Annotated in this window: 21 protein-coding genes; 10 read left to right on the plus strand and 11 right to left on the minus strand. The window is 67.3% G+C overall.

The features are described 5' to 3' along the window. Positions 1-5: 5 nt before the first annotated feature. Positions 6-1,967 carry a Xaa-Pro dipeptidyl-peptidase gene (locus tag BFF94_RS25550; protein ID WP_219139996.1) on the minus strand — a complete coding sequence of 654 codons (1,962 nt, stop codon included), beginning with the start codon at positions 1,965-1,967 and terminating at the stop codon, positions 6-8. On the opposite strand from BFF94_RS25550, the gene BFF94_RS25555 reads away from it, so the two are divergent. Continuing rightward, positions 1,960-2,199 (plus strand): hypothetical protein, encoded by a 240-nt coding sequence (locus tag BFF94_RS25555; RefSeq protein WP_128843765.1) that lies wholly within the window; start codon positions 1,960-1,962, stop codon positions 2,197-2,199. The genes BFF94_RS25550 and BFF94_RS25555 overlap by 8 nt on opposite strands. A 531-nt stretch (positions 2,200-2,730) precedes the next feature. On the opposite strand, the gene BFF94_RS25560 is transcribed toward BFF94_RS25555, so the two are convergent. Then, complete coding sequence (locus BFF94_RS25560; protein WP_128843764.1) at positions 2,731-3,999, minus strand: lipoprotein-releasing ABC transporter permease subunit; 1,269 nt, start codon at positions 3,997-3,999, stop codon at positions 2,731-2,733. 285 nt (positions 4,000-4,284) lie between these two features. Here BFF94_RS25560 and BFF94_RS25565 point away from each other — a divergent pair, with 285 nt between their 5' ends. The 4 genes from BFF94_RS25565 to BFF94_RS25580 all read left to right on the plus strand — a co-directional run bounded on the left by BFF94_RS25565 (position 4,285) and on the right by BFF94_RS25580 (position 14,793). Then, the gene (locus tag BFF94_RS25565) at positions 4,285-10,287 is read left to right on the plus strand and encodes an MG2 domain-containing protein (protein WP_219139997.1); all 6,003 of its coding nucleotides are present in this window, start codon (positions 4,285-4,287) and stop codon (positions 10,285-10,287) included. Positions 10,288-10,341: 54 nt separating this feature from the next. After that, the gene (pbpC, locus tag BFF94_RS25570) at positions 10,342-12,753 is read left to right on the plus strand and encodes a penicillin-binding protein 1C (RefSeq protein ID WP_219139998.1); all 2,412 of its coding nucleotides are present in this window, start codon (positions 10,342-10,344) and stop codon (positions 12,751-12,753) included. Positions 12,754-12,958: 205 nt separating this feature from the next. Continuing rightward, the gene (locus tag BFF94_RS25575; protein WP_128844296.1) at positions 12,959-13,648 is read left to right on the plus strand and encodes an alpha/beta fold hydrolase; all 690 of its coding nucleotides are present in this window, start codon (positions 12,959-12,961) and stop codon (positions 13,646-13,648) included. Positions 13,649-13,848: 200 nt separating this feature from the next. Further along, positions 13,849-14,793, plus strand: a complete 945-nt coding sequence (locus BFF94_RS25580) for a hypothetical protein (RefSeq protein ID WP_128844299.1) — start codon at positions 13,849-13,851, stop codon at positions 14,791-14,793. 69 nt (positions 14,794-14,862) lie between these two features. On the opposite strand, the gene BFF94_RS25585 is transcribed toward BFF94_RS25580, so the two are convergent. Continuing rightward, positions 14,863-15,708 carry a GNAT family N-acetyltransferase gene (locus tag BFF94_RS25585; protein ID WP_128844368.1) on the minus strand — a complete coding sequence of 282 codons (846 nt, stop codon included), beginning with the start codon at positions 15,706-15,708 and terminating at the stop codon, positions 14,863-14,865. Between the two features lie 364 nt (positions 15,709-16,072). Here BFF94_RS25585 and BFF94_RS25590 point away from each other — a divergent pair, with 364 nt between their 5' ends. Then, positions 16,073-16,939, plus strand: coding sequence for a hypothetical protein (locus BFF94_RS25590; RefSeq protein WP_128844301.1), 867 nt, complete (start codon positions 16,073-16,075; stop codon positions 16,937-16,939). A gap of 7 nt (positions 16,940-16,946) precedes the next feature. Beyond that, the gene (locus tag BFF94_RS25595; protein ID WP_201260414.1) at positions 16,947-17,234 is read left to right on the plus strand and encodes an arginase family protein; all 288 of its coding nucleotides are present in this window, start codon (positions 16,947-16,949) and stop codon (positions 17,232-17,234) included. 212 nt (positions 17,235-17,446) lie between these two features. On the opposite strand, the gene BFF94_RS25600 is transcribed toward BFF94_RS25595, so the two are convergent. Then, positions 17,447-17,785 carry an XRE family transcriptional regulator gene (locus BFF94_RS25600; RefSeq protein ID WP_128844303.1) on the minus strand — a complete coding sequence of 113 codons (339 nt, stop codon included), beginning with the start codon at positions 17,783-17,785 and terminating at the stop codon, positions 17,447-17,449. Positions 17,786-17,863: 78 nt separating this feature from the next. Here BFF94_RS25600 and BFF94_RS25605 point away from each other — a divergent pair, with 78 nt between their 5' ends. Beyond that, on the plus strand, positions 17,864-18,763 hold the full coding sequence (locus BFF94_RS25605) for a hypothetical protein (RefSeq protein WP_219139999.1): 900 nt from the start codon (positions 17,864-17,866) through the stop codon (positions 18,761-18,763). Between the two features lie 207 nt (positions 18,764-18,970). Next, positions 18,971-19,201 carry a hypothetical protein gene (locus BFF94_RS25610; protein ID WP_128844306.1) on the plus strand — a complete coding sequence of 77 codons (231 nt, stop codon included), beginning with the start codon at positions 18,971-18,973 and terminating at the stop codon, positions 19,199-19,201. Positions 19,202-19,298: 97 nt separating this feature from the next. Here the strand turns inward: BFF94_RS25610 and BFF94_RS25615 are convergent, their stop codons facing one another. From BFF94_RS25615 to BFF94_RS25645, 7 genes are all read right to left on the minus strand, one after another. Next, positions 19,299-20,306: an aldo/keto reductase gene (locus tag BFF94_RS25615; RefSeq protein WP_128844309.1), complete on the minus strand. Its 1,008-nt coding sequence runs from the start codon at positions 20,304-20,306 to the stop codon at positions 19,299-19,301. Positions 20,307-20,359: 53 nt separating this feature from the next. Next, complete coding sequence (locus tag BFF94_RS25620) at positions 20,360-20,686, minus strand: carboxymuconolactone decarboxylase family protein (protein ID WP_069749055.1); 327 nt, start codon at positions 20,684-20,686, stop codon at positions 20,360-20,362. Between the two features lie 131 nt (positions 20,687-20,817). Continuing rightward, a complete protein-coding gene (locus tag BFF94_RS25625) occupies positions 20,818-21,711 on the minus strand; it encodes a LysR family transcriptional regulator (protein WP_128844311.1) in 894 nt (297 codons plus the stop codon). A 74-nt stretch (positions 21,712-21,785) separates the two neighbouring features. Then, on the minus strand, positions 21,786-22,664 hold the full coding sequence (locus BFF94_RS25630; RefSeq protein ID WP_201260413.1) for an alpha/beta hydrolase: 879 nt from the start codon (positions 22,662-22,664) through the stop codon (positions 21,786-21,788). 122 nt (positions 22,665-22,786) lie between these two features. Beyond that, on the minus strand, positions 22,787-23,515 hold the full coding sequence (locus tag BFF94_RS25635; protein WP_128844316.1) for an alpha/beta fold hydrolase: 729 nt from the start codon (positions 23,513-23,515) through the stop codon (positions 22,787-22,789). Further along, positions 23,512-24,318 (minus strand): DinB family protein, encoded by an 807-nt coding sequence (locus tag BFF94_RS25640; protein WP_219140000.1) that lies wholly within the window; start codon positions 24,316-24,318, stop codon positions 23,512-23,514. Before BFF94_RS25640 ends, BFF94_RS25635 begins: the two co-directional genes overlap by 4 nt. Positions 24,319-24,405: 87 nt before the next feature. After that, entirely contained in the window at positions 24,406-25,176 is a 771-nt protein-coding gene (locus BFF94_RS25645) for an alpha/beta hydrolase (protein WP_128844319.1), read from the minus strand. A 182-nt stretch (positions 25,177-25,358) separates the two neighbouring features. Between BFF94_RS25645 and BFF94_RS25650 the strand changes: the two genes are divergently transcribed. After that, a complete protein-coding gene (locus BFF94_RS25650; protein WP_128844370.1) occupies positions 25,359-25,955 on the plus strand; it encodes a TetR/AcrR family transcriptional regulator in 597 nt (198 codons plus the stop codon). The last annotated feature ends 46 nt before the right edge of the window (positions 25,956-26,001 follow it).

Raw genomic sequence — 26,001 nt, forward strand, 5'->3', positions numbered from 1 at the left:
CCGCGTCATGACGAGACGAGCGGCACCGTGACCGACGTGCCGGCCGGATCGAGCGTCAGCCCGGTACCCGGCGTCGGCCGCAGGGTCGCCTCGTTGTCGCTGGAGAGGACGACGAGGCCGAGCCGGTGGCCGGCTTCCACCCTGTAGTCGCGCGGCATGAACGTCAGCTTCAGGTCATACGGCATCCCCGGCAGCACGGGCTCCGTCACCCAGTCCGACAGCCGGTTGCGCGGGTCGGTCCATGCGCGCGTGACGATCGTGGCCGTGCCGTCCGGTGCGCGGTCGACCAGCAGCGCCGTCACGTTGGCCACACCCGTGAAGGTCAGCCTGACGCGCGCGGTCGCGGCGCCGGAAAGGCGCGTCGCGGCCGTGAGCGGCGCGGTCTCGAAGCGGCTGCGGTTTTCGCCCGTCGGCGCATTCGCCAGCGTGAGCGCGGGAATGCGCGCGTCGTCGGCGAAGCGTGCGAGCGGGCCGCCGGTCGGCATCCGCAGCAGCGTGCCGGTGCCCGCGCCGTCGCCGCCCGCGAAATACGTGACCGGTGCGGCATGACGTGCCGCCCAGTCCGCCTCCTTCAGCAGCTTGCCGTCCGCCTGCTCGATCACCGCGCGCGCATCGCGTTCGACGCCGTTGTCGAAACCGATCAGGTAGCGCGTAAACCACCGGTTCACCTCCGCGGTCCACGCATCGGCCATTGCCGGCACGCGGGTCGGATCGGTGTGTTTCAGGTGATGCAGCCACAGCTGCGTCGGCACGCCCTGGCGCCGCATCGCGAGATACCACGATGTCGACTGGTCGACGCGCACGTTGTCGTCGGTCAGCCCCTGCGCGACGAGCGCCGGCGCGACCGCGAACGCGGTCGGGATGTCGCGCGCGGCCCAGAACCGCGAATAGTCGCCGGTCTTGCGGTCTTCCTGCTGCAACGCTTCGTCGATCAGGTGCGTGCAGCGCTCCGGGTGCGCGTTCGTCAGCAGCGCCTTGATGTAGACGTCGACGTCCTCGCCCTGATAGCCCTCCGGCGCGCGCACGAGCCCGCCCGAGCGGTAGTAGCCGTACATGTTCGACAGCCCGGCGACCGGCACGATCGCGTCGAGCCCGCGCGTGCGCAGGCTCGCGACCATCTTCGGCAGCGTGCCGTCGTACGACACGCCGTACATGCCGACGTGCCCCGTCGACCAGTTCGCGACGACCGTCTTGCCGTTCGCGTCCTTCGCGGTCGCGTCACGGCCGAGCCAGCGGATCACCGACGCCATCGCGACCGATTCGTCGCGCGTCAGGATCGTCGGGCAGCCGTCCGAGCCGGCGGTGCCGAGCGAATCCGCATAGACGATCGTGAAGCCGCGCGGCACGAAGTAGCTTTCGATCCACGAGCGCCCGGCGGCGGCCGCTTCGACCTGTTGCAGCATCCGCGTCTGCGGCGCGGCGGCCATGACGCGTGCGGACGTCGATGCCGACGCGGATGCGCTTGCGTTCGCTGCCGGATGCGGCGTGCCGTCGAGTTCGACGTCGACGTTGTGGTCGGGGCTGTCTGCAAGCCCCGCATAGTACGGGCTCGCGAGCACGATGACGGGCGTGCGCGCGCCGTTCGCGGTTTCGGACGGGCGCACGATGCGCACGTGAATGCGGTCGCGCGTGCCGTCGCCGTCGGAATCGACCGGCGTGTCGACCCACGCGTTCTCCTCGATCGTGCCGCCCGACAGCGACGGCTGCACCTGGCCGTTCGCGATCACGGGCCGGTAGCGACCGCCGCCGGCCGGGTTGGCGTACGGGACGCCGGACGGCGAAATGCGCGACGCCAGCGACTGCGTATCGGCCGCCGATGCGGCGGCCCCCTCCTGTTGGCCTTGCGCGAGCGCTGACGCGCCCGCCACGCTGCTGCCGCCGTCGTCGCCGCCGCACGCGGCGAGCGTCGCGGCCGCCACGAGCGCGGGAAGCCACGCGCGCCGCAATCCGGTTCGATGAATGTTCATTGAATCGACCTCGTCTCTTGTGATTGTCTGGAACCGGCTGGCCTGCGACATGCCCCCTGCGGCCCGGCCGGGTGCTGCATCGGATGAAGCGGAACTGCACCTGCGAAAGCGCCGGGCGAAACGCCCGGGTGTCACGGCCGGCGCCGGCGAGCGCATCGTCTCGACCGGAAAGCGTCAGCGCGGCGGCTGGTTCAGGCCGCGCGGTCGAAGTGAAGCCGGCGGCGTGATTTGAATGCAGGAGTGCGAATCAAATGCGGGCATGCCCGATCTTCCTTCAAGTTTCAGATGAAACGGAACGGCACGATGCGGTGAGGCGGGGGTGTTGCGAACGACGGTGCGGCAACGGCAGGAACGCGCGACGCATGTCGCGCATGGCTTGCCGGATTTCTTTCCGGAAGCTTGCGCAAACTTATCTCAGTGAAATCTCGGTGTCAAACTTTTTTAGTTAGGGGCAAACAAAGTTTCGGCGCATGGGTAGCATGCGGCCGCCGATCGTTGCGGCATCGCGTTCGACTTCCGCGGAATCCATCCGTCAATCATTAAAGGCAGTCTGAAACGAGAGAGAGGGCGATGACGACTTCGGTCACGGCGGCGGGCGGCCAGCCGGCGCGCCGATGCCCGCTTCCGGTTCATGAGCCCGATGAACGCGGCCGCCGCGCGCAACGAGAAGACGGTGCGGTCCGGCGGGCAAGTCACCGCGCCGGACGGCAGCAACGGCGCCGGTTTCCACGAGATCGCGTAACGCCGGCGCCGGACGCGCCGCCTATTCGTCGCGCAGCGCCTCGGCCGGCCGCACTCGTGCGGCGCGCCAGCTCGGGTAGAGCGTCGCGACGCACGACATCAGGAACGCGGCCGCGGCGATCTCGATCACGTCGATCGCCGCGAGTTTCGACGGCAGCGAACTGAGGAAATACACGGACGGCGTCAGGAAGCGGATGCCGAGCAGTTGCTCGATGGCCGGCAGCACCCACGGGATGCTCACCGCGATCGCGCAGCCGAGCGCGACGCCCGCCAGCGTGCCGGCGAGGCCGATCGTCATCCCCTGGATCGCGAAGATCTTCGTGATCGACCCGGGCGGCGCGCCGAGCGTGCGCAGGATCGCGATGTCGCCCTGCTTCTGCGTGACGGTCATCACGAGCGACGACACGAGGTTGAACGCGGCGACCGCGACGATCAGCATCAGGATCAGCGACAGCATGCGCTTTTGCAGCCGCTCGGCTTCGAACCACGTGCGGTTCTGCCGCGTCCAGTCGCGGATATAAAGATCGCCTGACAGCGTGCGCGACAGCGCCAGCGCGATGTCGGGCGCGCGCTGCAGATCGTCGATGCGCAGCCGGATGCCGGTCGGTGCGGGCACGTTGAACAGCTTCTGCGCGTCGCGGATGTGGATGTACGCGAGCGCGCTGTCGTACTGGTAGTGGCCCGACTCGAACGTGCCGACCACGTTGAATTGCCGGAACCGCGGCAGCGCCTCGCCGATGCGCGCGGTGTTGCCGGGCGCGAAGAACGTGATGCGGTCGCCGATCTTCACGTGCAGCGCGTCGGCCAGCGCGGCGCCGAGCACGATGCCCATCTCGCCCGGCACGAGCGCGTCGAGGCGCCCGGTCTTCAGCTTGCGCGCGATCTCGGACACGCGCGGCTCGAGCACGGGATCGATGCCGCGCAGCGCGACGCCCGTCACGCTGCCCGCGTTCGTCAGCAGCGCCTGCGCATCGACATAGGGCGCGACGGCGCGCACCGCCGGGTTCTGCAGCGATTCGTGCGCGGTGAGCCGCCAGTCGGGCATCGCGCCCGACGGCGAGAAGATTTCCACATGCGCGAGCACCGACAGCATCCGGTCGCGCACCTCGGTGCGAAAGCCGTTCATCACCGACAGCACGACGATCAGCGCGGCGACGCCGAGCGCGATGCCGGCCATCGCGGCGCCGGCAATGAACGACACGAAGCCGTCGCCGGCCGCGCGCCGGCCGCCGCGCGCATAGCGCAGCCCGATCTGCCATTCGAACGGGAGTTTCAAGCGGTTTCCTTTCATTTCGATTCGAATCATGCCGAGCCGCGCATTCTAGCGAACGCGGCGCGACCGCGTGCGGAGGTCGGCTGGCGGGCCGAAACCCGCCCGACCGGCCGGTCGTCGGCCGGCGTTGCGCGCCGGCACACCGATATTTCCATCGTTTCGGGTCTGATCGATAATGGCGCCCAGCATCCGGTCGAACATACCAAGTATTCACGGCGCAACCGGGCCGCGCCGTCACAGACCCATAACAATTCGGGGAAGGTTGCCGCATCGGGCAGCATGTCCTTGACAAGGAAATAACAAATGGATTTGCTGCGTTTCCTGCTGCTCCTGCCGATTCGCGTGGCGGGCTTCGTCTGGTGGCTGCTCGGCTGCGCGCTGCGGCCGCTGGTCGGCGACGTATCGTGGACGGCGCCGGCGTGGCCGGGCATCACCGCCGCGGCCGTGCGCCGCCGCCCGTGGCATGCCGTCGGCATCGTGCTGCTCGCGGCCGCGCTCGGCTATGGCGTGTACTGGATCAAGCATCGCCCGAAGCCGCCCGAGCCCGAGACCGTCAGCTTCACCGTGAAGGCGCCGGCGATCACGACCTATGAGGCGGACGACAGCGGCAAGCCGAAGATCACCGTGCATCCGCTCGAAGTGGCGTTCGCGCAATCGGCCGCGCCGATCGAGCGGGTCGGCAAGCCGGCCGGGCAGGGCATCGAGATGACGCCCGCGCTGAAGGGCGCGTGGGAGTGGGCCGACGACAAGACGCTGCGCTTCACGCCGGCGGCCGACTGGCCGGTCGGCGCGCACGTCGAGGTGCGTTTCGCGGTGCACCAGGTGTTCGCGCCGCAGGTGACGATGCACGACGACCATTTCGCGTTCGACCTGCCGGCGTTCGCCGCAACGTTCGGCAACAACGAGTTCTACCAGAACCCCGACAATCCTGCGGAGAAGCAGGCGCTGCTGCAGTTGCGTTTCAACTACCCGGTCGATCCGGCCGAGTTCGAGAAGCGCATCGGCCTCGTGCTGGTGGGCCGCGACGGCAAGAATTCGACGCCGCTGCGCTATACGGTCAACTACGACAAGATGAAGACGAGCGCGTGGGTCTACTCGCAGCCGCTCGAGATTCCGCGCGATCCGCTGGTGGCACGGCTCGACGTCGACAAGGGCGTGAAGAGTGCGCGCGGCGGCAACGGCACGCCGGACGTGCTGCACGCGTCGGTCGGCGTGCCGGGGCTCTACAGCCTGTCGATCGCCAACATCGCGCCGACGCTCGTCGACAACGAGCGCTATGAGCCCGAGCAGGTGCTCGTCGCGGAAGCGTCCGACGGCGTGCGCAGCGCCGATCTCGCCGCGCGCGCGAAGGCGTGGGTGCTGCCGAAGCGCAAGCCGGGCGTCGATCAGTCGGACGACGATCCACCGTACGAATGGAACGTGGCCGACATCAGCGAGGCGGTGCTGAAGCAGTCGAAGCCGCTGCCGCTCGAAGCGGTGCCGACCGAGAACGACTACGCGACGCTGCAAAGCTTCAAGTATCACGCGACGCCGGGCGAGCGCGTCGTCGTGCGCTTCGAGGGCGACCTGAAATCGGCGGGCGGCTACCTGCTCGGCGAGCCGGTGACGACCGCGTTCACGGTGCCCGACTATCCGAAGCTGCTGCGCTTCATGGCCGACGGCTCGCTGCTGTCGATGAGCGGCAGCAAGCGGCTGTCGGTCGTGTCGCGCAACCTGCCGGGGATGAAGGTCGAGATCGGCCGCGTGCTGCCCGACCAGCTCCAGCATCTCGTGAGCTTCAACAACGGCACGTACGCGCGGCCCGAGCTGTCGTATTCGTTCAGCGAGGATCACATCGTCGAGCGCTTCGTGCAGACGCGCGCGTTCCCGGCCGGCGAACCCGGCAAGGCGCATTACGAAGGCATCGATCTCGGCCAGTACCTGAAGGGCGGCAAGCGCGGCGTGTTCCTGTTGCACCTGTCGAAGTACGACCCGGCGGCCGAAAAGAAGAAAGCCGACGACGCGAAGAACAGCGATGCATCGTCCGGCGACAGCGACCAGGATCAGTCCGGCAGCGCTGATTCGGGCGACAGCAGCGGCAACGGCGACGACAGCGACAACGCGCTCGGCGACACGCGCCTGATCGTCGTGACCGATCTCGGGATGCTGGTCAAGCGCGCGCTGGACGGCAGCCAGGACGTGTTCGTCCAGTCGATCCGCACGGGCCGCCCGGTTGCGGGCGCAACCGTGTCGTTGCTCGCGGTGAACGGGCAGGCGCTGTTCACGCAGACGACCGGCGCCGACGGCGTCGTACGTTTCCCCGCGTTCAAGGGGCTCGACCGCGAGAAGCGTCCGCAGCTTTACGTCGTGAAGAAGGACACCGACCTGTCGTTCCTGCCGGTGGCCGGCCGCGACCGCCAGCTCGACTTCTCGCGCTTCGACGTCGACGGCGAACGCAACGCGACGGGCCAGGGGCAGTTGTCCGCATACCTGTTCTCGGATCGCGGCCTGTACCGGCCCGGCGATCCGTTCCACATCGGCCTGATCGTGCGTGCGGCGAGCTGGGCGCGCAGCCCGGCCGGCGTGCCGCTGCAGGCGGAGATCGTCGACCCGCGCGGGATGACCGTCGAGCGCAAGCCGGTGACCGTCGATGCGACGGGCTTCACCGAGCTCGGCTATACGACGGCCGAAACGGCGCCGACCGGCACCTGGACGGTCAACCTGTATATCGTCAAGGACGGCCAGCCGGGCGCCGAGCCGATCGGCAGCACGACGGTACAGGTGAAGGAGTTCCTGCCCGACCGGATGAAGGTCGATGCGAAGCTGTCGCAGCAGGTCGTCGAAGGGTGGGTGAAGCCGAAGGGGCTGAAGGGTGTCGTCGATGCGCAGAACCTGTTCGGTACGCCGGCCGAGAAGCGCCGCGTCGCGGCGACGCTGACGCTGCGCCCCGTGTGGCCGTCGTTCCGCAGCTGGCAAGGCTATCGCTTCTTCGACGCGCGCCGCGCGAAGGAAGGCTATACGACGACGCTGCAGGACGGCACGACCGACGACAAGGGTCATGCCGAGTTCGATCTCGATCTCGACAAGTACGCGGACGCGACCTACCAGCTCTACTTCCAGGCGAAGGCCTACGAAGCGGAAGGCGGGCGCAACGTTTCCGCGAACGCGCAGACGCTCGTGTCGAACAATGACTGGCTCGTTGGCTACAAGTCGGTCGACGATCTCGGCTACGTGAAGCGCGGCAGCCCGCGCACGGTGCGGCTCGTCGCGATCGACCCGGGCGCGAAGGCGATCGACGTGAAGGACCTGCGCGCGCAGCTCGTCGAGGAGCGCTACGTGTCGGTGCTGACCAAGCAGGATTCCGGCGCGTACAAATACGATTCGCGGCTGAAGGAAGTGCCGGTCGACGAGAAGCCGCTGGCGCTTCCGGCGGCCGGGCTCGACTTCGCGCTGCGCACCGACAAGCCGGGCAGCTATGCGATCGTGATCCGCCGCGCGGACGGCACCGCGGTGAACCGGATCGAGTATTCGGTCGCGGGCGACGCGAACGTCACGCGTTCGCTCGACCGCAACGCCGAGCTGCAGGTGAGCCTCGCGAAGCACGACTACAAGCCGGGCGAGCAGGTCGAGATCGCGATCCGCGCGCCTTATGCGGGCAGCGGCCTCATTACGATCGAGCGCGACAAGGTGTATGCGCACGCATGGTTCCATGCGGACACGACGAGCTCGATCCAGCACATCACGGTGCCGGCCGGTTTCGAAGGCAACGGCTACATCAACGTGCAATACATCCGCGATCCGTCGTCCGACGAAATCTTCATGAGCCCGCTGAGCTACGGCGTCGTGCCGTTCTCGGTGAACCTCGACGCGCGCCGCAACGCGGTGACCGTCGATGCGCCCGCGCTCGTGAAGCCGGGCGACACCGTGAACTTCACCGTGCATTCGGCGAAGCCCGCGAAGGTCGTCGTATTCGCAGTTGACGAGGGCATCCTGCAGGTCGCGCGCTACAAGCTCGGCGATCCGCTGAAGTTTTTCTTCCGCAAGCGGATGCTCGAAGTCGGCACGTCGCAGATCCTCGACCTGATCCTGCCGGACTTCGAGAAGCTGATGGCGATGGCCGCGCCCGGCGGCGACGCCGACGACGCGATCGGCCGCCAGTTGAACCCGTTCAAGCGCAAGCGCGACAAGCCGGTCGTCTACTGGTCGGGGATCGTCGACGTGAACGGCGACACGCGCCTGAGCTACACCGTGCCCGACTATTTCAACGGGAAGCTGCGCGTGATGGCCGTGTCGGTGTCGCCTGACCTGGTCGGCACGTTCGAAGGCGCGACGACGGTGCGCGGCGATTTCGTGCTGTCGCCGAACGTGCCGACGACGCTCGCGCCGGGCGACGAGGCCGACGTCAGCGTCGGCGTCGCGAACAACCTGACCGGCGTCGGCAATCAGCCGGTGCCGGTTGCGGTCACGCTGAAGACGGGCCCGCAGTTGCAGGTGATCGGGCCGGCGACGCAGAACGTCGCGCTCGCGCCGCAGCACGAGGGCGTCGCGCTGTTCCGCGTGAAGGCGACCGACACGCTCGGCTCGGGCTCGCTGTCGTTCGGCGCGCGCTACGGCGCGAAGGGCGCGCAACAGCGTGTCGACGTGTCCGTGCGGCCGGCCGCCGCGTTCCGTACCCAGCTCGATATCGCGCGGATCGATCCGGGCAAGAAGGCGAGCGTGCCGAACCTGCGGCCGATGTACGACGCATATGCGTCGCGCGACGCGAGCATCTCGACCGCGCCGCTCGTGTTGTCCGAAGGGCTGTCGTCGTATCTCGTCAACTTCGACCACTACTGCAGCGAGCAGATGGTGAGCGCGGCCGTGCCGCGCGTGTTCGCGGCGAAGTGGCTGTCGGTGCGCGCGCTGACGAGCGCGATGCATGCGCCCGAAGCCGGCGCCGACGCGGCGAACGCGAGCGCGATCACGCAATTCCTCGGCGTGCTGCGCAGCCGGCAGAACGCGCAGGGCGGCTTTGGCCTGTGGAGTGCGACGCCCGATGCCGATCCGTTCGTGTCCGCGTATGCGATGCACGTGCTGCTCGACGCGCGCGATCGCGGCATCGCCGTGCCGAAGGACATGCTCGACGCGGGCAACGCCTATCTGCAGAAACTCGCGGCGAACGATTCGCTCGGCTCGCTCGACCTGCTGCGGCAGCGCGCGTATGCGGTGTACCTGCTGACGCGCCAGGGCAACGTGACGACCAACAGCCTCGCGGCCGTGCAGAAGCGGCTGCAGGATGCGTATCCGAACGACTGGAAGAACGATCTCGCGGCCGCGTGGCTCGCCGCGTCGTATCAGTTGCTGAAGCAGGACAAGGAGGCCGCCGCGCTGATCGCGGGCCCGCAGGCGTTGCTTGAACGCAAGCGCGCATCCGGCGACGGCTACGCAACTGGCTACTACATCGATCCGCTGACGCGCGACGCGAGCGTGCTGTACCTGCTCGCGAAGCACTTCCCCGAACGCGTGCGCAAGCTGTCGCCGCGCGCGATGGACAATATCGCCGCGCCGCTCGTCGACAACCGCTACAACACGTTGTCGTCGGCGATGACGATCCTCGCGTTCGATGCGGTTGCGGCGTCGAACGCGGGGCAGCTCGACCAGCTCGCGATCGACGAAGTGCGCGCGGGTGCCGCGCCGAAGGATGTATCGTCGATCCAGGCGAATCTCGTGCGCTCGGGCACGTGGGCGGCCGGCGCATCGCGCGTCGACTTCGTGAACGGCAGCGCGCTGCCGGCATGGTGGGTCGCGAGCCAGTCGGGCTACGACCGCGGCACGTCGACGAAGGCGATCAAGAATGGATTGGAGATCGTGCGCGACTACACCGACACGAACGGCAAGCCGCTCGACAGGATCACGCTCGGCCAGGAGATCGACGTGCACCTGAAGATCCGCGCAACAGGCTCGGCGAACGTCGGCAACATCGCGATCGTCGACCTGCTGCCCGGCGGCTTCGATCCGGTGATCGCGCCGCCGCCCGTGACCGACGCGCAGGACGGCGACGGCAATGGCGATGGCGGCGCGTCGGCGCCGGTGGCCGATGCGCCATGGCATTCGCCGATCGGCGTGACGGGTTCGACGTGGCAGCCGCAGTTCGCGGATGTGCGCGAGGACCGCGTGGTGATCTACGGCACCGCGACCACCGACGTACGCGAGTTCGTCTACCGGATCAAGGCGAGCAACGCGGGCCGCTTCGTCGCGCCGCCCGCCTATGGCGAGTCGATGTACGACCGCCGCGTGCAGGCGCAGGCGCCGGGCGGCACGGCGCTGACGGTGGAGCGCGTGCGATGACGGTGCGGCTGTACCGGCCTTGCAGGCCGCGCCGGACGCGAGGAGCACCCGGACGTGGCTGATGCATCCGTGCTCCGGCGAGCGCTGCACGGCGCCGGCCGCTGGCTGCATCGCTGGCAGAACGGGATCGCCGGCGTGCTGCTCGTGTTCGGCGCGCTGGCCGCGTGCCGGCTGTGGCCGCATCCGCCGCTGCGCGACTGGAAGCCGTCGTCGGTCGCGGTGGTCGACGCGCAGGGCCGGCTGCTGCGGCTCACGCTCGCGAAGGACGACCGCTACCGGCTGTGGGTGCCGCTCGACCGGATGTCGCCGCAACTCGTCGAAGCCGTGATGCTGCACGAGGACCGCTGGTTCCGGTGGCATCCGGGCTTCAACCCGTACGGGCTAGCGCGCGGCGCGTGGATCACGTACGTGCGCGGCGGCAATCCGCAGGGCGGCTCGACGCTGACGATGCAGCTTGCGCGCTCGCTGTGGCGGCTGAACACGCGCACGCCGGCCGGCAAGCTCGAGCAGGTTGCGCGCGCGGTGCAGCTCGAACTCTTCTACTCGAAGCGGCAGATCCTCGAAGCCTATCTGAACGACGCACCGTACGGCCGCAACGTCGAAGGCGCGGGCACCGCGAGCGTCGTCTATTTCGACCGGATGCCCGACGCGCTGACGCTGCCCGAAGCGCTCGCGCTCGCGGTGATCCCGCAGGACCCGGCGCGGCGCGTGCGCGGCGGGCAGGACGAGATCAACCGCGCGCTGGCCGCGTCGCGCAACCGGCTGTATGCGCGCTGGCTGACGAAGCACCCGGGCGATGCGTCGCTCAAGCCGCTGTTCGCGTTGCCGCTCGCGATGCGGCCGCTGTCCGCGCTGCCCTTCGATGCGCCGCATGCGGTCGACCAGGCGCTCGCCGCGCGCAGCGCGTGGCGCATGGGCTCGGGCGGCGCGGTGGACGGCAGCGACGCCGGCGCGCGGCTCGTGACGACGCTCGATCCCGACCTGCAGCGCACGCTTGAACGGCAGATCGCGCGCTACGTTGCGCGCAACGACACGCGCGGCGTGCGCAACGCAGCCGCGATCCTCGTCGATACGCGCGACATGGGCGTGAAGGCGCTGGTCGGCTCCGCGAACTTCTTCGACCGCTCGATCGACGGGCAGGTGAACGGCACGCTCGCGCGGCGCTCGCCGGGCTCGACGCTCAAGCCGTTCATCTATGCGCTCGGTTTCGATCAGGGCGTACTGCATCCGCAGACCGTGCTGCGCGACGTGCCCACCGCGTTCGGCCCGTATGCACCGGAGAATTTCGACGGCCATTTCCTCGGGCCGATCACCGCCACCGACGCGCTGAACCGCAGCCGCAACGTGCCGGCCGTGTGGGTTGCGTCGCAGCTCAAGTCGCCCGATCTGTACCGGTTCCTGCAGGAAGCCGGCGTGCGCCGGCTCGCGAGCGCGCAGCACTACGGGCTCGCGCTCGTGCTCGGCGGCGGCGAAGTGACGATGCAGGATCTCGCGGCGCTCTACGCGATGCTCGCGAATCGCGGCGAGTTCCGGCCGCTGCGGCTGCGCGCGGACGAGCCGGCGCTGCCCGGCCGGCGCCTGCTGAGCGCCGAGGCGAGCTACATGACGATGGACATGCTGCGCCAGCACCTGCGCCCCGACGAGACGAGCGGCGCGCAGCCGTCGAGCGTGCCCGTGTACTGGAAGACCGGTACGTCATGGTCGTTCCGTGACGCATGGACGGCCGGCGTGTTCGGCCCGTACGTGCTGGTCGTGTGGGTCGGCAACTTCGACAATTCGACCAATACGGCGTTCGTCGGTGTCGATGCGGCGGCGCCGCTGTTCTTCCAGGTCGTCGATGCGATGAATGCCGAGCGCACGCTCGTCGAGCCGCCGCGCGCGGTGCCGCCGCGGCTGAAGCGCGTGCGGATCTGCCTCGCGAGCGGCGACCTGCCGAACGAGTGGTGTCCGCAGCAGGGCTGGACGTGGTTCATTCCAGGCACGTCGCCGATCCGCGTGAGCACCGTGCACCGGCCGGTCGTGATCGACGATGCGACGGGGAAGGCCGCGTGTCCGCCGTACGACGGGAAGCGCACGCATACGGAGATCTTCGAGTTCTGGCCGTCGGACCTGCAGCAGGTGTTCGCGCAGGCCGGCATTCCGCACCGGCGGCCGCCGCAGAATGCGGACTGTCGTGACGCCGGGCAGGTCGAAGGCGACCCGCCGCGCATCACGTCGCCGCTGCGCGGCAGCACGTATGCGATGCGCGTGAAGAGCGCGGACGATACGCGTATCGCGTTCAACGCGACGGCCGACGCGAGCGCACATGCGCTGTACTGGTTCGTCAACGATGCGTATGTCGGCCGCAGCGCGCCGGGCGACGCGCTGTTCTGGCAGCCGCGGACGGCCGGCAGCTATACGGTGCGCGTGGTCGACGATCACGGGCGCAGCGATCAGCGGCCGTTGGGGGTGGGGTTGGAGCAGTAGGGGCGACGAGGCACACGAGACCACGTTGGAAATGTTTGAAACGCCATGGTCATGCCATGTGGCGCGGATCGACCGCTCCGACCGAGTTTGACTGGAAGCGATCAGCCGATAAACTCGGCCAAATTGCGGTCGATTGAACTGCCGCGGCACCGTGATACAGGAGCGGCTAGTTGACCTGATTCAACTGCCAGCCGGAGCCATTCTGATGTTGCTACCACTCGTATTTCTACCGGCGATGCCGTGTGACGGCCGCATGTATGCCGATCAGATCGAAGCGCTCGAGGGGCTTGCCTTACCGACGGTGAGGATATTGGCGCACACGACATTCGCCGAGAGTGCCGAGAGGCTCCTGGCATCGACACGCGGCGCGTTTATTCTCGTTGGTACCGCATATGGCGGGTGCCTCGCGATGGAAGTGCTCGCGAGAGCGCCGGACCGCGTCCGTGGACTCTGGCTGATGAACTGCCAGCCGGGCGCTCATCCGAATCCGGACGCCGTTCGTGCCACCAGCCACAGAATCCGCACCGGAGAGCACGAGCGGGTCATTGAAGAGTTTGCCGAGCATGCAATCCCTGCACACGATGGCACATCACGGGCTGCGTTCATGCAAATGGCGCGCGATGCCGGAGCGGACTTGTTTGCCCGTCAATCCGATGCCACGCTGACACGTTCGGATCATTGGTCAACGCTTACATCGAGCAAGGTTCCGACGTTGCTCATCTGGGGCGCCGCGGACCGCTTCGTACCCGTCGACGTCGGCCGTCGCATCGCCGGCTTGATGCCGCACGCCCGTTTCGAAGCGATAGATGGATGTGGCCATTTCCCGACGTTGGAGCGGCCGTCGCTATGCACGGCGATCGCGCGCGAGTGGTTGATGGAGTCGGTGCTCGGGTGAGTCGTGCATGAGATGTGGTTACATGCCACGGTTGCGTGGGGCGGCGTTCGGTCATGAGCGGTCCGTCGAGGCTTGGCCCGAAACTGTTGAAATCGCGACGCTGAAAATTCTTCCGGCTCAGTGATCTCCGCACGTGTCCGCCCGTTGCCGATCTGCACAACGTGTCACACTTGCACCACCTCACATCCCGACCGCTCTCGATGTTCCGTTCCACCCTGCAGTTCGCCAGCTTGCTTCTGTTCTTGATGCGCGCGACCACGGCGCTGGCTGATCCTCGGTACTTCCACAAGACGTTTGCCGGGCGCATTGGCGATCGCTATGCGTTCACCATGGATATCAAGAATGTCGACGGCAGGCTGACGGGGCGATATCGGTACGCCGGCAAGAGCAAGGACATTTACTTGAACGGCAAGATCGATCCGGCCGGCACCTTCGCAATGGACGAGATCGGGAGTGCGGGCCAGCGCACCGGCACCTTCACCGGAAAAGTGGCCGGCGACACGCTCGACGGTACCTGGGCGTCGGCCAGTGGCGACCGGCGCTTGCCCGTCGACGCGCATCAGACCTCGGAAATCATCATCGGCTCGAAGCGGGAAATTCTCACGCAGGCGATCGGCACCTATGCGCTCGATGGCGTAAGCGGCTCGGGGGGCGCCAACGCCATGTGGGATTCGTGGCGGGAAAAAGGCCGATGGAAATCGAACGTGTCGGCTATCGAGTCGGCGCGCCGCGAGTTCTCGGACGCGGGCCTGACACGCGAGGATCAGCGTCGGCTCGACAGCATGGCGATCGTCGTGGACGCCTCGCTCACCACGCGCCTGCGTGTCGATGGCAAGGTGCTGCTGTCGATTCCGTACCGCGAAGCGGGCATGCAGTACGAGATCGACCATCCTCACGACAGCGTAGTGGAGGGTGACCTGAAGACGCTGTCACCGACCACCACTGTCCATGACGAGCGTCTATACCTGTTGGCACGTGACGTGATTAATTTCGTGCCTGCGATGTCAGGCAACTTTATGCACGACGACGGCGTGGACATCGTGACGGTCAGCTATGCCGTCGTCGACAAGACCTTCGAGGTTTTCCTGCAGAACGGCAACTGTTGCGGCGGTACCGTGTTCACCTTCCGGCGCCAGGGCCGATGACGTCGCTACTTCATGCGCGTCCAGGTCATGCCGACGCGAGCAAACGATGCGGTCGGCTCGTCTAACCCATCACCCCAACTCAAACGACGTCACCCCGAACACGCGATCGATCGCAATCGCGGGCGCATCTTTCGTGTACATCCGCGCGGTTTCGAAGACGCTCGTCATGCCGTGCCGTTCCGCCAGCGCGACGGCCGCGGGATTCGTTTCCGGCACGTCCAGCACGATGACCTCGCCGGGCATGTGTGCCGCCAGCGCACGAAACAGCCCGGTGGCGACGTCTGCATCGTCGGCGAACAGCGGGCCGATCTTGCAGCCGTCCCGGCAGCGGCGCACGACACCGTATCCGGCGATGCGGCCGGCGTCGACCGTCGCGAGCGCAACGGCATCCGGTTGTGCAATCCAGGTGGAGATGAAACGCTCGCGCGCCGAGGGAAAGCACCGGCGATCGTAGGCAAGCAACTGTTCGAACGGCACGTCGGCTACTGGCACGACATGCGCGCATCCGATGCCGCTCACGCGGCCCTGATAGCGGATGTTGCGGTACGCGAGCCGGAATCCGGACTTCCGGTAGTTCGCCTGCTGCGTAACGACACCGTCAAGACCGATGTTGAGGTCGCCGAGGTAGCGCATGCCGTGCTGCCAGATGCGCATGCCGAAGCCCTTGCCGCGAAACCCGGGTTTGACGATGTAGAGACCGATGAAGCCGAAGTGCTCGTCATAGGCGACGGCGGACAGGCATGCGACCGGCTCGCCGCGCCAGACGCCGACGAAGAAACCGGCCGGGTCCGCTTCCCTGAAACAGTGCGGGTCATGCAGGCCGGGGTTCCAGCCTTCTTCCGCCGCCCATTCGACCGACATGGCCACCTCGTCGGCCGACATGGTGCGAACGATGAAGTCTTCGTGCTGATCCATGATTCGTCCCAGTCGCAGCGCTCGGGATTGCCGCGTCGCGTTGCGTTGCGATAAATGCATCGAGGAAGCGCCGGCAGGCAAGGCGCTGGCTGTGAAGCTACAACAAGTTGTATCGATGGTTCGTCCGGACCGAGTCCGGGCGACTGGAAGTCGCCAAACACCCAACCTTCCAGGAACCCTGGCCGGATGAATATCCATAAGAATGCCCGACTCACATTGGCGCGTCGACTTGGGATGGTTCAGGAGATCACCGCCTCGGTTCGTTCTACCGTTCGCCGTTTCGGACGGACGGATCGGGCGAAATCCCCGCGCTGTACCCTGACGCCGAACCCTGCATTGACGTGATGCCGACTATGGAGCGCATATGGGCAATATATCTTCCTGTTTTGGCGGCTCGGCCAAGACATCTTTGACGGCGGAAGCAAACTTGGAAGCCGCGTCCCAACCTGGCAAGGCACCGGTCAAAAAGAACCCGACGCCAACATCACCATCAGGCGGGAATGCCTTACTCGACGACTTGAAATCCCACAACGGCGGGGCCAAGCCGGTCGCCAGCTTTACGTCGCCTCAGGCGGCATCGAGCAAGCTGTCATCGGACAAGATCAAGGCGTTCCAGTCGGTCATCGAAAAGTCGACCCACCCGCCGTTGGTTATCACGGCGAAAAATTACCGTGCCGGTCACATCAGTGCCCAGCAAACCACGCAACCGGCCGCGAGCGGTTCGCTCTTCTATCATGAGGTCCAACACAGGAATTCCGGTTCCTGCGGCATTCACGCGGCAAACGCGTATCTGGGCGAACCCGCAATCGATGCTGCAAGCGTAGCAAAAGAATGCAACGAAATCTTCGGGGCCGACGTGCTCTCCGCAGACGAAATCGCCAAGGGCGGCGCTGACGGGCTGCCGCTGGCAAATGCCATGGGCGCTGCGCATGCGCACAAGACAGGCGATGCAAACGAGTTGAAGGAGATCCTTGGCAAGCATCAATCCGCGATCGACCGGGTCATGATCGGCATATCGGGAAATGACGAAGACGCACATTGGGTCGCGTTCAGAAAGGATGCGGGGGGCGCCTGGCATTTCATCAATTCATACCCGGGGCAAAACAAGGGTAGCTGGAACAAGCTGCTTGCTAATGACCCGCAACCGCAGTTGAGCCCGGTCACATTCATGGAGAGCTTCGCTAAAAACGCATACTCGAATTATCAGGTGATCATGCCGAAGGTCGATTGACGAACTCATGTATGCGCGGCACGTCGCGATCCATTTCGACCCGGACGTGCTGGACCCGACGCGGTTTCGCGGCCTGCGGTTCGCGAGTCCGGCTTCTCCCGTGGGAGCCTTCGATGGCGTCGCTCACGGATCGATGAGGATTCCGGAAGTTGCCCGTCTGATTCAGGATGTCGCGAAAGTCGCCGATGCGGTCCGCCTCGGCGTGACGGAGCCCGTGCCGTGGGATGCCATCGCGCTGAAGGCGATGTTGATTCAACTGCCGCTGCTCGCGGGTACGCAGGGCAGGGCAGCGTAAGTCTCGGCGCTTCAATTCGCCCGGTGCGATCTCGGCGCCGGGCGCGCAATCGAGATCGCTTGTACTTCAAATTGCAGGCGTGCAATCGCGGCCCGGTTTGACCGACGGTGGCGGGCGCGGCACGCGCCATCCGCGGAAATCCGCGCAGCTCCGTCTTTTTTCTTCTCCCCTTCCTCCCCGATTCCTGCCGCGGCAACATGCTGCCCGCGCCATCACCCGTCATCCGCCTTCGCCTGCAGCCCCTTCAACCCCTGAATCACGACCAGCAGCGCGCGCCCGTGCTCGTCCGAACCGTCCCACGCGTCGACGATCGCGTCGCGCAGCAGGTCGTTATACCGGCGGCGCGACGGCTCCGTATCGACACCATAGAAACTGCATAGCTTATTGAATGGAATGCTGCGGCGCAGCCGATGCCCGTTCGACAGCCTCAGGCGCGACACGGTTGGCTGGCTGACCCCGGAAAGTCGCGCGATTTCGCTGGACGAGCGTGTATCTGCCGTCAGGCGGCGCAACAGGTCTTGAACGGGAAAATCTTGGTCCGGGGCTTCCATGCGATGCATTATACCTATACAGTTACGGCTGTTGAATGGGCTTGCTGTCACCAGCGAGGCTGTATCCCGAGAAAGTTGATGACACTGAAACACCTCCCACCCACGTTCTGCTGGACGAAGATCGGTACCGAGTCCGGCGAGGAACTGCCGACCGTCGTGCTCCGCAAGGAATGGGAGCGCCGGCTCGGGGGCGGGCGTTTTCTGTGGGGTATCAACCAGCCGCTCGGCAGCAGCGCGCAAGTCGCCGCACATCGCACGGGCTCGCTGCTCGCGCTGTTTTCGCCGGTCGCGTCGCGCCCGCGCGCGGGCGCGCGCAAGGATGCGCTGCTGTGGAATGCGTGGGTCGACGCGAGCGGGCAGGTGCGGCCGTTGCCGCCGCACACGTTCATCGCGAGCCGCTCGACGCTGCCGTCGGGCCGGCGCCGCGAGCAGCACTACGCGCTCGTGTGCGCGTCGTCCACCGCGCTGACGGTCGGCACGCAGTTGCGCGTGTTTCCCGACCACCTGCGCAGCGTGAGCACCGGCAAGCGGCTTGGCGCCGCACAGGGTGCGGCCGTGGTCGATTGCGTCGGGCGCGCGAAGGAGCAGACGGGCAAGAGCTATCCGCTCGCGCTGTCGGTCGAGCTCGAAGCACCGTATTTCGTGCGGCTCGCGCAGCCGTGCGTGCTGAAGGCGCGCGATCTCGCGGAAGTGAACAAGGCCACGCGTGCGGGCGATTTCGATCGCTTCGTCGAACTCGTCGCGCGGTTGCGCGGGCGTTCGCCGACGGACGCCGTGCGCGGCGTCACGCGCGACCTGTTCGATGTGCCGCCGATCGAAACCGCCGCCGCGTATGTCGCACCCACGCATGGGGCGCGATTGCGCAACCGGCCGGCGGCCGAGCATCCGCGCGATCTCACGGGCGACCTGTTCGACCTGTCGCCGGGCGAGGCGGCCGCGTTCGCGGGTCTCGCGCATCCGCGCATCGGGCGCGCGTGACGAACGGCAGGAAGAAGGTCGCGCAAGAATTTGTTGCAATCTCGCCATAGCGGATCGGCGAGCGCAGAGGGACAATCGGCACGAAGCGCGCTGCGCGGCGGCCGATGCGTCGACAATCGATGGGTCGTGGTTCACGCCGCCGACATGCGCACCACGCACACTGAGCGTCGGCGTGCTTCACACTGCAATCCTGAGGGAGAAGTGTCGATGTCGACCCACATCTGTTCGCGGGAAGCCCGGGCCGCGCAACGCTTCGTCGAAGCGACGCGCAACGTCGATCAAGCCTTTCGCGCCGTGCGCGGCGAAAGCGACGACGACGCTTCGTCGGCCGAATACGCACGCGCGATGTCGCGTCTCGATCGCGCGCTCGACGAGCTGGCGCGTGCGCAGGAATTCTTCGACCACGTCGTCAGCGCCGACGCGGCGCGCGGAAACTGATTCCGCCGCTTCCGTTTTTTCGCGCGTCGGGCGACGCGCGTTCATCCTCATGCCGGGCGTGTTGCCCGGCATGTCAGTCCATCATCCCGTCCCGACTTCAGACCTTGCGGCCTTCGACCGGATAACCGGGATCGGTGTAGCCGTGCGTCGACGCGTGCCCGGGCGGCACCAGCGAATCGACGAACCGTTCGTCGTCCGGGCCGAGTTCGAGCGTCAGCGCATCGATGTAGCTGTCCCAGTGCGCTTCGGTGCGCGGCCCCGCGATCGTCGAGCTGACGATGCGGTTCTTCATCACCCACGCGAGCGCGAACGCGACCGACGTCGTGCCGCGCGCGGCCGCATGTGCGGCCACCTGCTGCGCGATGTGCAACGATTCGGGCCGCCATTCCGTCTGCTGGATGCGCCGGTCGCCGCGGCCCGCGCGCGAATCGGCGGGCGGCTGCGCATTCGCCGCGTATTTGCCGGTCAACACGCCGCGCGCGAGCGGGCTGTACGGCACGACGCCGATCCCGTAATGCGCGGCGGCCGGCAGCTGTTCGACCTCGGCCGTGCGATCGACGAGGTTGTACAGCGGTTCGCTCGCGACCGGGCGATCGATGCCGAGCTGATCCGCGAGCCGCACGATCTCGGCGATGCGCCAGCCCTTGAAGTTCGACAGCCCGAAGTAGCGCACCTTGCCTTGCCGGATCAGGTCGGCCACCGCGCGCATGCCTTCGTCGAGCGGCGCGTCGGTCAGCGCGCGATGGAAATAGAGGATGTCGATGTAATCGGTGCCGAGCCGCTTCAGGCTCGCGTCGACCGATTCGACGATCCATTTGCGCGACTGGCCCTGCCGGTTCGGCCCCGCGTCCGGTCCGGCCGGATAGCCGAACTTCGTCGCGACGACCCAGCTGTCGCGACGCGGTGCGATCGCGCGGCCGACGACTTGTTCCGAACGGCCGGCGTGATACACGTCGGCCGTGTCGATGAAATTGACGCCCTGGTCGAACGCCTTGTCGATGATGCGCGCCGACGTCGCTTCGTCGGTCTCGCCGCCGAACATCATTGCGCCGAGACACAGCGGCGACACCTTGAGCGCGCTGCGCCCGAGATAGCGGTAATCCATGGGGAAGCTCCCTGCGGGCGGGTGCCCGCCGGTTGAATGAAGAGGTGCGGCGCCTATACGCCGGCTTCGTCGAACACGCGCTGCGCGATCGGCAGCGCCGAGCTTGCGGTCGGCCAGCCCGAGTAGAACGCGAGGTGCGTGATCGCTTCGATCAGCTCGTCGCGCGTGAGGCCGTTGTCGAGCGCCTTCTTCAGGTGGAACGGCAGTTCGTTCACGCGATACAGCGACACGAGGCTCGCGACCGTGACGAGGCTGCGATCGCGCGGCGACAGGCCGGCACGCTGCCAGACGTCGCCGAACAGCACGTTGTCGGTGTAGTCGGCGAGGGCGGGTGCGATGGCGCCGAACGCTTTGCGTGCGGCGGAAGTCGGTTCGGACATCGAGCGCTCCGGGGACGTTGGGGACATCGACGATGGTAGCCACCGATGCGCTTATCGATAATCCCCGCGCGTTCGCATGCACTTATCGATCCGATTCATGAATCGCGGTTCGTGGGCGGTACACCGGCGGTTCAGGCGCGGTAGCGCAGCGCGTCGACGATCACCGCGAGCGCGCGCGACGATTGCCGGCGGCTCGCGTAATACAGGTGATGGCCGGGGAACGTCGGGCACCAGTCGTCCAGCACGCTGTCGAGGCGGCCGGCGGCGATATGGGGAGCCGCGAGTTCGGCGGGCACGTACGCGAGCCCGTAGCCCGCGAGCGCCGCATCGAGCATTTCGTACGTACCGTTGAACGTGACTTGCCCGTCGACGCGCACCTGCAGCGTGTCGTCGCCGCGCGCGAGCTCCCACGCGTACAGCGCGCCGTGCGTCGGCAGGCGCAGGTTGATGCAGTCGTGTGCGACGAGCTCCTGCGGCGACGCGGGGTGCGCGCGTTCCGCGAAATACGCGGGCGCGCCGACGATCGCCATTTTCAGGTCGGGCGAGATGCGCACGGCGATCATGTCCTTCGCGACCTGGTCGCCGAGCCTCACGCCGATGTCGAAGCGCTCCGCGACGATGTCGGCCAGCCCGTAGTCGGTCACGAACTCGACCTTCAGGTCGCGATAGTCGCGCAGCATCGGCGCGAGCTTCGGCCACAGCAGCGTGCGGATCACATAGTCGGTCGCGTTGATGCGCACGGTGCCGGCCGGCTTGTCGCGCAACTCCGCGAGCGCCGACAGCTCGGCCTCGATTTCGTCGAAGCGCGGCGCGAGGTTGCGCAGCAGGCGCTCGCCGGCTTCGGTCGGCGCGACGCTGCGCGTCGTGCGCGTGAGCAGCCGCACGCCGAGGCGCGTTTCGAGCGAGCGGATCGTATGGCTGAGCGCGGATTGCGACACGCCGAGCTGGGCGGCCGCACGCGTGAAGCTGCGCTCGCGCGCGACGGCGATGAAGGCGAGCAGGTCCGCAAAGTTGTCGCGCGGCATGGAAGGTGTCGGGTGATCGATGCCAGCGCATCCTACCACCGGGTTCGCCGGGCCGCGTGGCGGCGCGGCGTGCGTCAGCCCGCGCGTGTCATGCCCGGCGCATGGGGCGCGGGATGGGACGCATAGCCGCCATGCTGGAACGACGTCGCGAAGAACCGCATCTGGTAGCGGATCGCATTCGCCCAGTAATCCCAGGTATGGCCGCCCGGCCGCTCCGCGTAGTCGTGCGGCACGCCGAGCGCGACGAGCCGTTCGTGCAGCGTGCGGTTCGAGCCGACGAACGCATCGTCGCGGCCGCAATCGATCGTCAGGTCGAGATGCGCGCGCACGAACGCGCGCGCGTTTTCGACGATCACGTTGCGGTTCCAGAACGACGGATGGCGGCCGGGGTCGCCGAACACGTGGTCGATGCCCGGCTCGTCCTCGCAGCAGCGCGGATCGACCGCGCCGCTGATGCTGCCGACCGCGCCGAACGTGTCGGGCCGGTCGAGCGCGATGCGCAGTGCGCCGAAGCCGCCCATGCTGAGCCCGGTGATCGCGCGGGCGCGCTGCGTCGCGATCGTGCGGAAGTGCGAATCGACGTAGGTCACGACTTCGTCGCCGATGAAGGTTTCGTAGCGGCTGCCCGAATCGAACGGGCTGTCGATGTACCAGCTTTCGTGTCCGCCGTCGGGCATCACGAGGATCACGTGGTAGCGGTCGGCCAGCGCGGCGATTTGCGTGTTCGACATCCAGTCGGTATGGTCGCCGCCCGAGCCGTGCAGCAGATAGACGACCGGATAGCGGTCGCCGTCGCGGTTGCCGCGTGCATAGGTGTCGGGCAGCACGACGGTCGCCTTGAGCGTCTCGCTCATCGCGGCGCTGGGAATCGCGACGATCCGCGCATGAAACGCGAAGGCAGGGCCGGTGATGGCGAGCAGCAGAACCAGCCAGAAGGCGCGTGCCAGGTGCATCGATCCTTGCATGTGTCGACCCTGTCCGGCGGCGGGGCGCCGGGAAAACCCTGTTCCGTCGACTCTAGCAACCGCGCCTTTCAACCATATTTCGGCGAATCCTACGGGTTGTCAGGCGGGCATCAGCCCAGGCAACGCTCGATTGCGTCGCGAAACGCGTCGGGCCGCTCGGCCGGGATCAGGTGCCCGCCACCTTCGATCGTGTCGAAGCCGGCGCAGCGCGCGAGCGCCCAGTCCGGCACGTGCCAGCCCGCGCGCGAGCGTTCGCCGGCGACCAGCCAGACCGGGTGACGTTCGAACACCCGGGCAAGCGCCTGAACGTAGCCCGCATCGCCGGTCGTCGCGACGACCGAGCGGCCCATCGCGCGCAGCGTGGACGCCGGCTGATGCGCGAGCCAGCGGCGTGCGTCGTCGAGCATGCGCGGCGACGGAGCGTCGATCGCGCCGCGCAGCCAGTCAAGCGGATCGGCGCGCAGGCCGTCGAGCATCGCGTCGGCTTCGACGGGCGTCATGCGGCCGACCGACGCAGACCAGAACGCATCGTCGAGCGTGAAGTTGCCTTCGACGTTGACGATGCGCCGCACGCGTTCGGGATGCGCATGCGCGAACAGCATCGCGATCGCGCCGCCGACCGAGTGGCCGACGACATCGACCGGCTGCCGGCCGAAGTGCGCATCGACGGCGTGCCGGACATGCCCGACCTGCGCGGCGAGCGTGATCGCGTCGAACGGCGCCGTGCGATGCGCGCCGTAGCCGAGCAGGTCGGGGGCGAGATGCGGGCCGTTCCATCCGCGCACGTCGAGTGTGCCGATGAAGCCGTGAATGAAGACGACGGGCGTGGGCCGGGTCATTGGGCGGGGGCGCAAGGAAGGGGCGGCAATTCAAGCTCGGCGAGCAGTTCGTCGAGTTCGAGCACGTGCGTGCGGTCGTGGTCGAGCAGTTCGCGCACGAGTTCGTCGAGCGACATGCGGCGGACGCCGTCGCGCAGCCCGCAGCGTGCGAGTTGCGACGGTTCCAGTGCGGCGGCGGTGGCGCACAGCGCGGCGCGGCCGGTGCGGAATGCCGTGACGGCTGCGTCAAGCGGCTGCGCGAGATAGTCGCGTTGCGCGGCGAGCACGGTGCCGTCGACGGATGCGATCACCGGCAGTTCGAGCGCGCGTACAGCGTCGATGCGTTCGGCGAATACCGCGTCGAGATCGCGCAGGTGGCAGGCGTGCTCGACGAGCGAGAAGCCCGTGCCGTCGGGGCGGCGTGTCCACAGCGCGGCCGGCACGTGCGCCGCATACGCGGCGAGCCGTTCGGGCAGGCGGGCCAGCGCGGCGACGACGTCGGCGAACGGCAGCAGTTGCGGATACGCGCTGAACACCGCGCCATAGCTGAACAGCGTGCCGCCGAGCCGCCCGCGCGCCTGCACGACGTCGTGGCCGTGGCGGCGCATGACTTCCGCGACCATCGCGCCGCAGAACTGGCGGGCCGTCGTGTCGGCTTCGATTTCGGGGAATTTGCGCGCGATCTCGTGCTGGATCGCGCCGATCGCGGCGACGCCCACGCGCGACAGCGCGGCGAACTCGACGTAGCGCCCGGGTTGCGTGATCAGCGCTTCGAGCTGGGCACCGAGCGTGGTGGTGCGGAAACGGTCGAAACGGGAATGCATGACGGAAGGATCTCGCCGAGTAACGTATCAAAACGATACGTTACTCGGCGGGTAGCGTCAACGGGGGGATTCGGGCGATGCGTTGCATCACTCCTTGCCGGCGCTCTTGGCTGCCTGTTCGATCAGCTTCGCGACTTCGGCCGGGTGCGAGATGTAGGCGACGTGGCTCGACTTGAGTTCGATCGTCTTGCTGCCGGCGCGTTGCGTCATGAAGCGTTCGAGCTCGGGGTTGATCGCGCGGTCGGCCGTGGCGACTACCGCCCAGCTCGGCTTGGTCCGCCATGCGGCGTGCGTGACCGGCACGCCGAACGACTGCGCGGCCGGCGTCACCTGCGAGATCGCCATGAATTTCGCTTCGGCGGCCGGCACGTCGGCCGCGAAGTCGGCGTGGAACGACGCTTCGTCGAAAACCAGGTGGCCGTCTTCGGTGGCCTTGATCGCGTGCGTCGCGGGCGGCGTTTTCTTGGTCAGGTCGAGCGGGCTTTCGCCGGTGTCGGGCTGGAACGCGGCCACGTAGACGAGGCCCGCGACCTTGTCGTCGTTGCCGGCTTCGGTGATCACCGCGCCGCCATAGCTGTGGCCGACGAGGATGGTCGGGCCGTCCTGCGCGTCGACCACACGGCGGGTTGCCTTCACGTCGTCGTCGAACGACGTTTCCGGCTGCTGAACGACGGAAACCTTGTAGCCGTCGCGCGTCAGGATGTTCGAGACGGCTTGCCAGCCCGAGCCGTCGGCGAAGTAGCCGTGGACCAGCACGACGTTCTTGACGGGGGCGGCGACGGCCGCATGCGAGCCGAGTGCGGCGGCGGACAAGGCGAGTGCCGCGGCGATCTGGCGGACTTGGGGGAAGCGCTTCATTTTCATTCTCCAGAAGGAAGACAGGGTAGAAACCGTCGGATATCGACAGGCGTCTTGTTCTGTCGATGGAGTCATCCTACTAGTAGGTAGGGTGAAGATGCAAGGAGAAATCGCGGCTGGAAAAGACTATCTCACGGCGGTAAACTATCCCTGTTTTTCATCCGACTAGATGGTAGGTGAATATGACGATAACGGGGGACAGTACGGCGGGCCGCATTCTCGAAGCCGGGCGGCAACTGATCATGCGGCGCGGCTACAGCGGGTTCAGCTATGCCGACATTGCGGACGCGATCGATATCCGGAAGGCGAGCATTCACCACCACTTCCCGACGAAGGCGGATCTGGCGGTCGCCGTGCTGCAACAGTCGCAGGCGAACTTCGACGCCGACATGGCGTTGCTCGACTCGAGCGGCGCCGACGCGCTGGTGCAGATGCGCGCGTACATCGGCTACTGGGAACGCTGCATCGCGGACGACAGCGCGCCGTTCTGTGTCGCCGGCATGCTCGGCGCGGAACTGCCGGCGCTGCCTGACGACGTCGCGCGGGCGGTGAAGGCGCATTTCGACGATCTCGCCGCGTGGCTGGTGCGTGTGCTCGAGGCCGGGGTGAAAGACGGCGTCGTGCAGCCGGGCGTGTCGGTGCAGACCGAGGCCGCGACGTTCGTATCGCTGGTCTACGGTGCGATGCTTGCCGCACGGGCGTACGGCAATGCCGGGATGTTCAGGGACGTGACCGGCGGCGCGGTCGAGCGGCTCGCGGTGCCACGCAAGCGCGCGTGAGCCGCGCACGTATCAGCGGGTAGGGGGCGCCCGGCGGTCATGCGAA

The sequence above is a fragment of the Burkholderia catarinensis genome (assembly GCF_001883705.2).
GTDB lineage: Bacteria > Pseudomonadota > Gammaproteobacteria > Burkholderiales > Burkholderiaceae > Burkholderia > Burkholderia catarinensis.

Excerpts from the sequence above, each read along its gene's own strand:
- BFF94_RS25555 (WP_128843765.1), top strand. The coding sequence starts at position 1,960 with ATGTTCATTGAATCGACCTCGTCTCTTGTGATTGTCTGGAACCGGCTG.
- BFF94_RS25550 (WP_219139996.1), bottom strand. The coding sequence starts at position 1,967 with ATGAACATTCATCGAACCGGATTGCGGCGCGCGTGGCTTCCCGCGCTC.
- BFF94_RS25560 (WP_128843764.1), bottom strand. The coding sequence starts at position 3,999 with ATGAAAGGAAACCGCTTGAAACTCCCGTTCGAATGGCAGATCGGGCTG.
- BFF94_RS25565 (WP_219139997.1), top strand. The coding sequence starts at position 4,285 with ATGGATTTGCTGCGTTTCCTGCTGCTCCTGCCGATTCGCGTGGCGGGC.
- BFF94_RS25575 (WP_128844296.1), top strand. The coding sequence starts at position 12,959 with ATGTTGCTACCACTCGTATTTCTACCGGCGATGCCGTGTGACGGCCGC.
- BFF94_RS25580 (WP_128844299.1), top strand. The coding sequence starts at position 13,849 with ATGTTCCGTTCCACCCTGCAGTTCGCCAGCTTGCTTCTGTTCTTGATG.
- BFF94_RS25585 (WP_128844368.1), bottom strand. The coding sequence starts at position 15,708 with ATGGATCAGCACGAAGACTTCATCGTTCGCACCATGTCGGCCGACGAG.
- BFF94_RS25590 (WP_128844301.1), top strand. The coding sequence starts at position 16,073 with ATGGGCAATATATCTTCCTGTTTTGGCGGCTCGGCCAAGACATCTTTG.
- BFF94_RS25595 (WP_201260414.1), top strand. The coding sequence starts at position 16,947 with ATGTATGCGCGGCACGTCGCGATCCATTTCGACCCGGACGTGCTGGAC.
- BFF94_RS25600 (WP_128844303.1), bottom strand. The coding sequence starts at position 17,785 with ATGGAAGCCCCGGACCAAGATTTTCCCGTTCAAGACCTGTTGCGCCGC.
- BFF94_RS25605 (WP_219139999.1), top strand. The coding sequence starts at position 17,864 with ATGACACTGAAACACCTCCCACCCACGTTCTGCTGGACGAAGATCGGT.
- BFF94_RS25610 (WP_128844306.1), top strand. The coding sequence starts at position 18,971 with ATGTCGACCCACATCTGTTCGCGGGAAGCCCGGGCCGCGCAACGCTTC.
- BFF94_RS25615 (WP_128844309.1), bottom strand. The coding sequence starts at position 20,306 with ATGGATTACCGCTATCTCGGGCGCAGCGCGCTCAAGGTGTCGCCGCTG.
- BFF94_RS25620 (WP_069749055.1), bottom strand. The coding sequence starts at position 20,686 with ATGTCCGAACCGACTTCCGCCGCACGCAAAGCGTTCGGCGCCATCGCA.
- BFF94_RS25625 (WP_128844311.1), bottom strand. The coding sequence starts at position 21,711 with ATGCCGCGCGACAACTTTGCGGACCTGCTCGCCTTCATCGCCGTCGCG.
- BFF94_RS25630 (WP_201260413.1), bottom strand. The coding sequence starts at position 22,664 with ATGCACCTGGCACGCGCCTTCTGGCTGGTTCTGCTGCTCGCCATCACC.
- BFF94_RS25635 (WP_128844316.1), bottom strand. The coding sequence starts at position 23,515 with ATGACCCGGCCCACGCCCGTCGTCTTCATTCACGGCTTCATCGGCACA.
- BFF94_RS25640 (WP_219140000.1), bottom strand. The coding sequence starts at position 24,318 with ATGCATTCCCGTTTCGACCGTTTCCGCACCACCACGCTCGGTGCCCAG.
- BFF94_RS25645 (WP_128844319.1), bottom strand. The coding sequence starts at position 25,176 with ATGAAGCGCTTCCCCCAAGTCCGCCAGATCGCCGCGGCACTCGCCTTG.
- BFF94_RS25650 (WP_128844370.1), top strand. The coding sequence starts at position 25,359 with ATGACGATAACGGGGGACAGTACGGCGGGCCGCATTCTCGAAGCCGGG.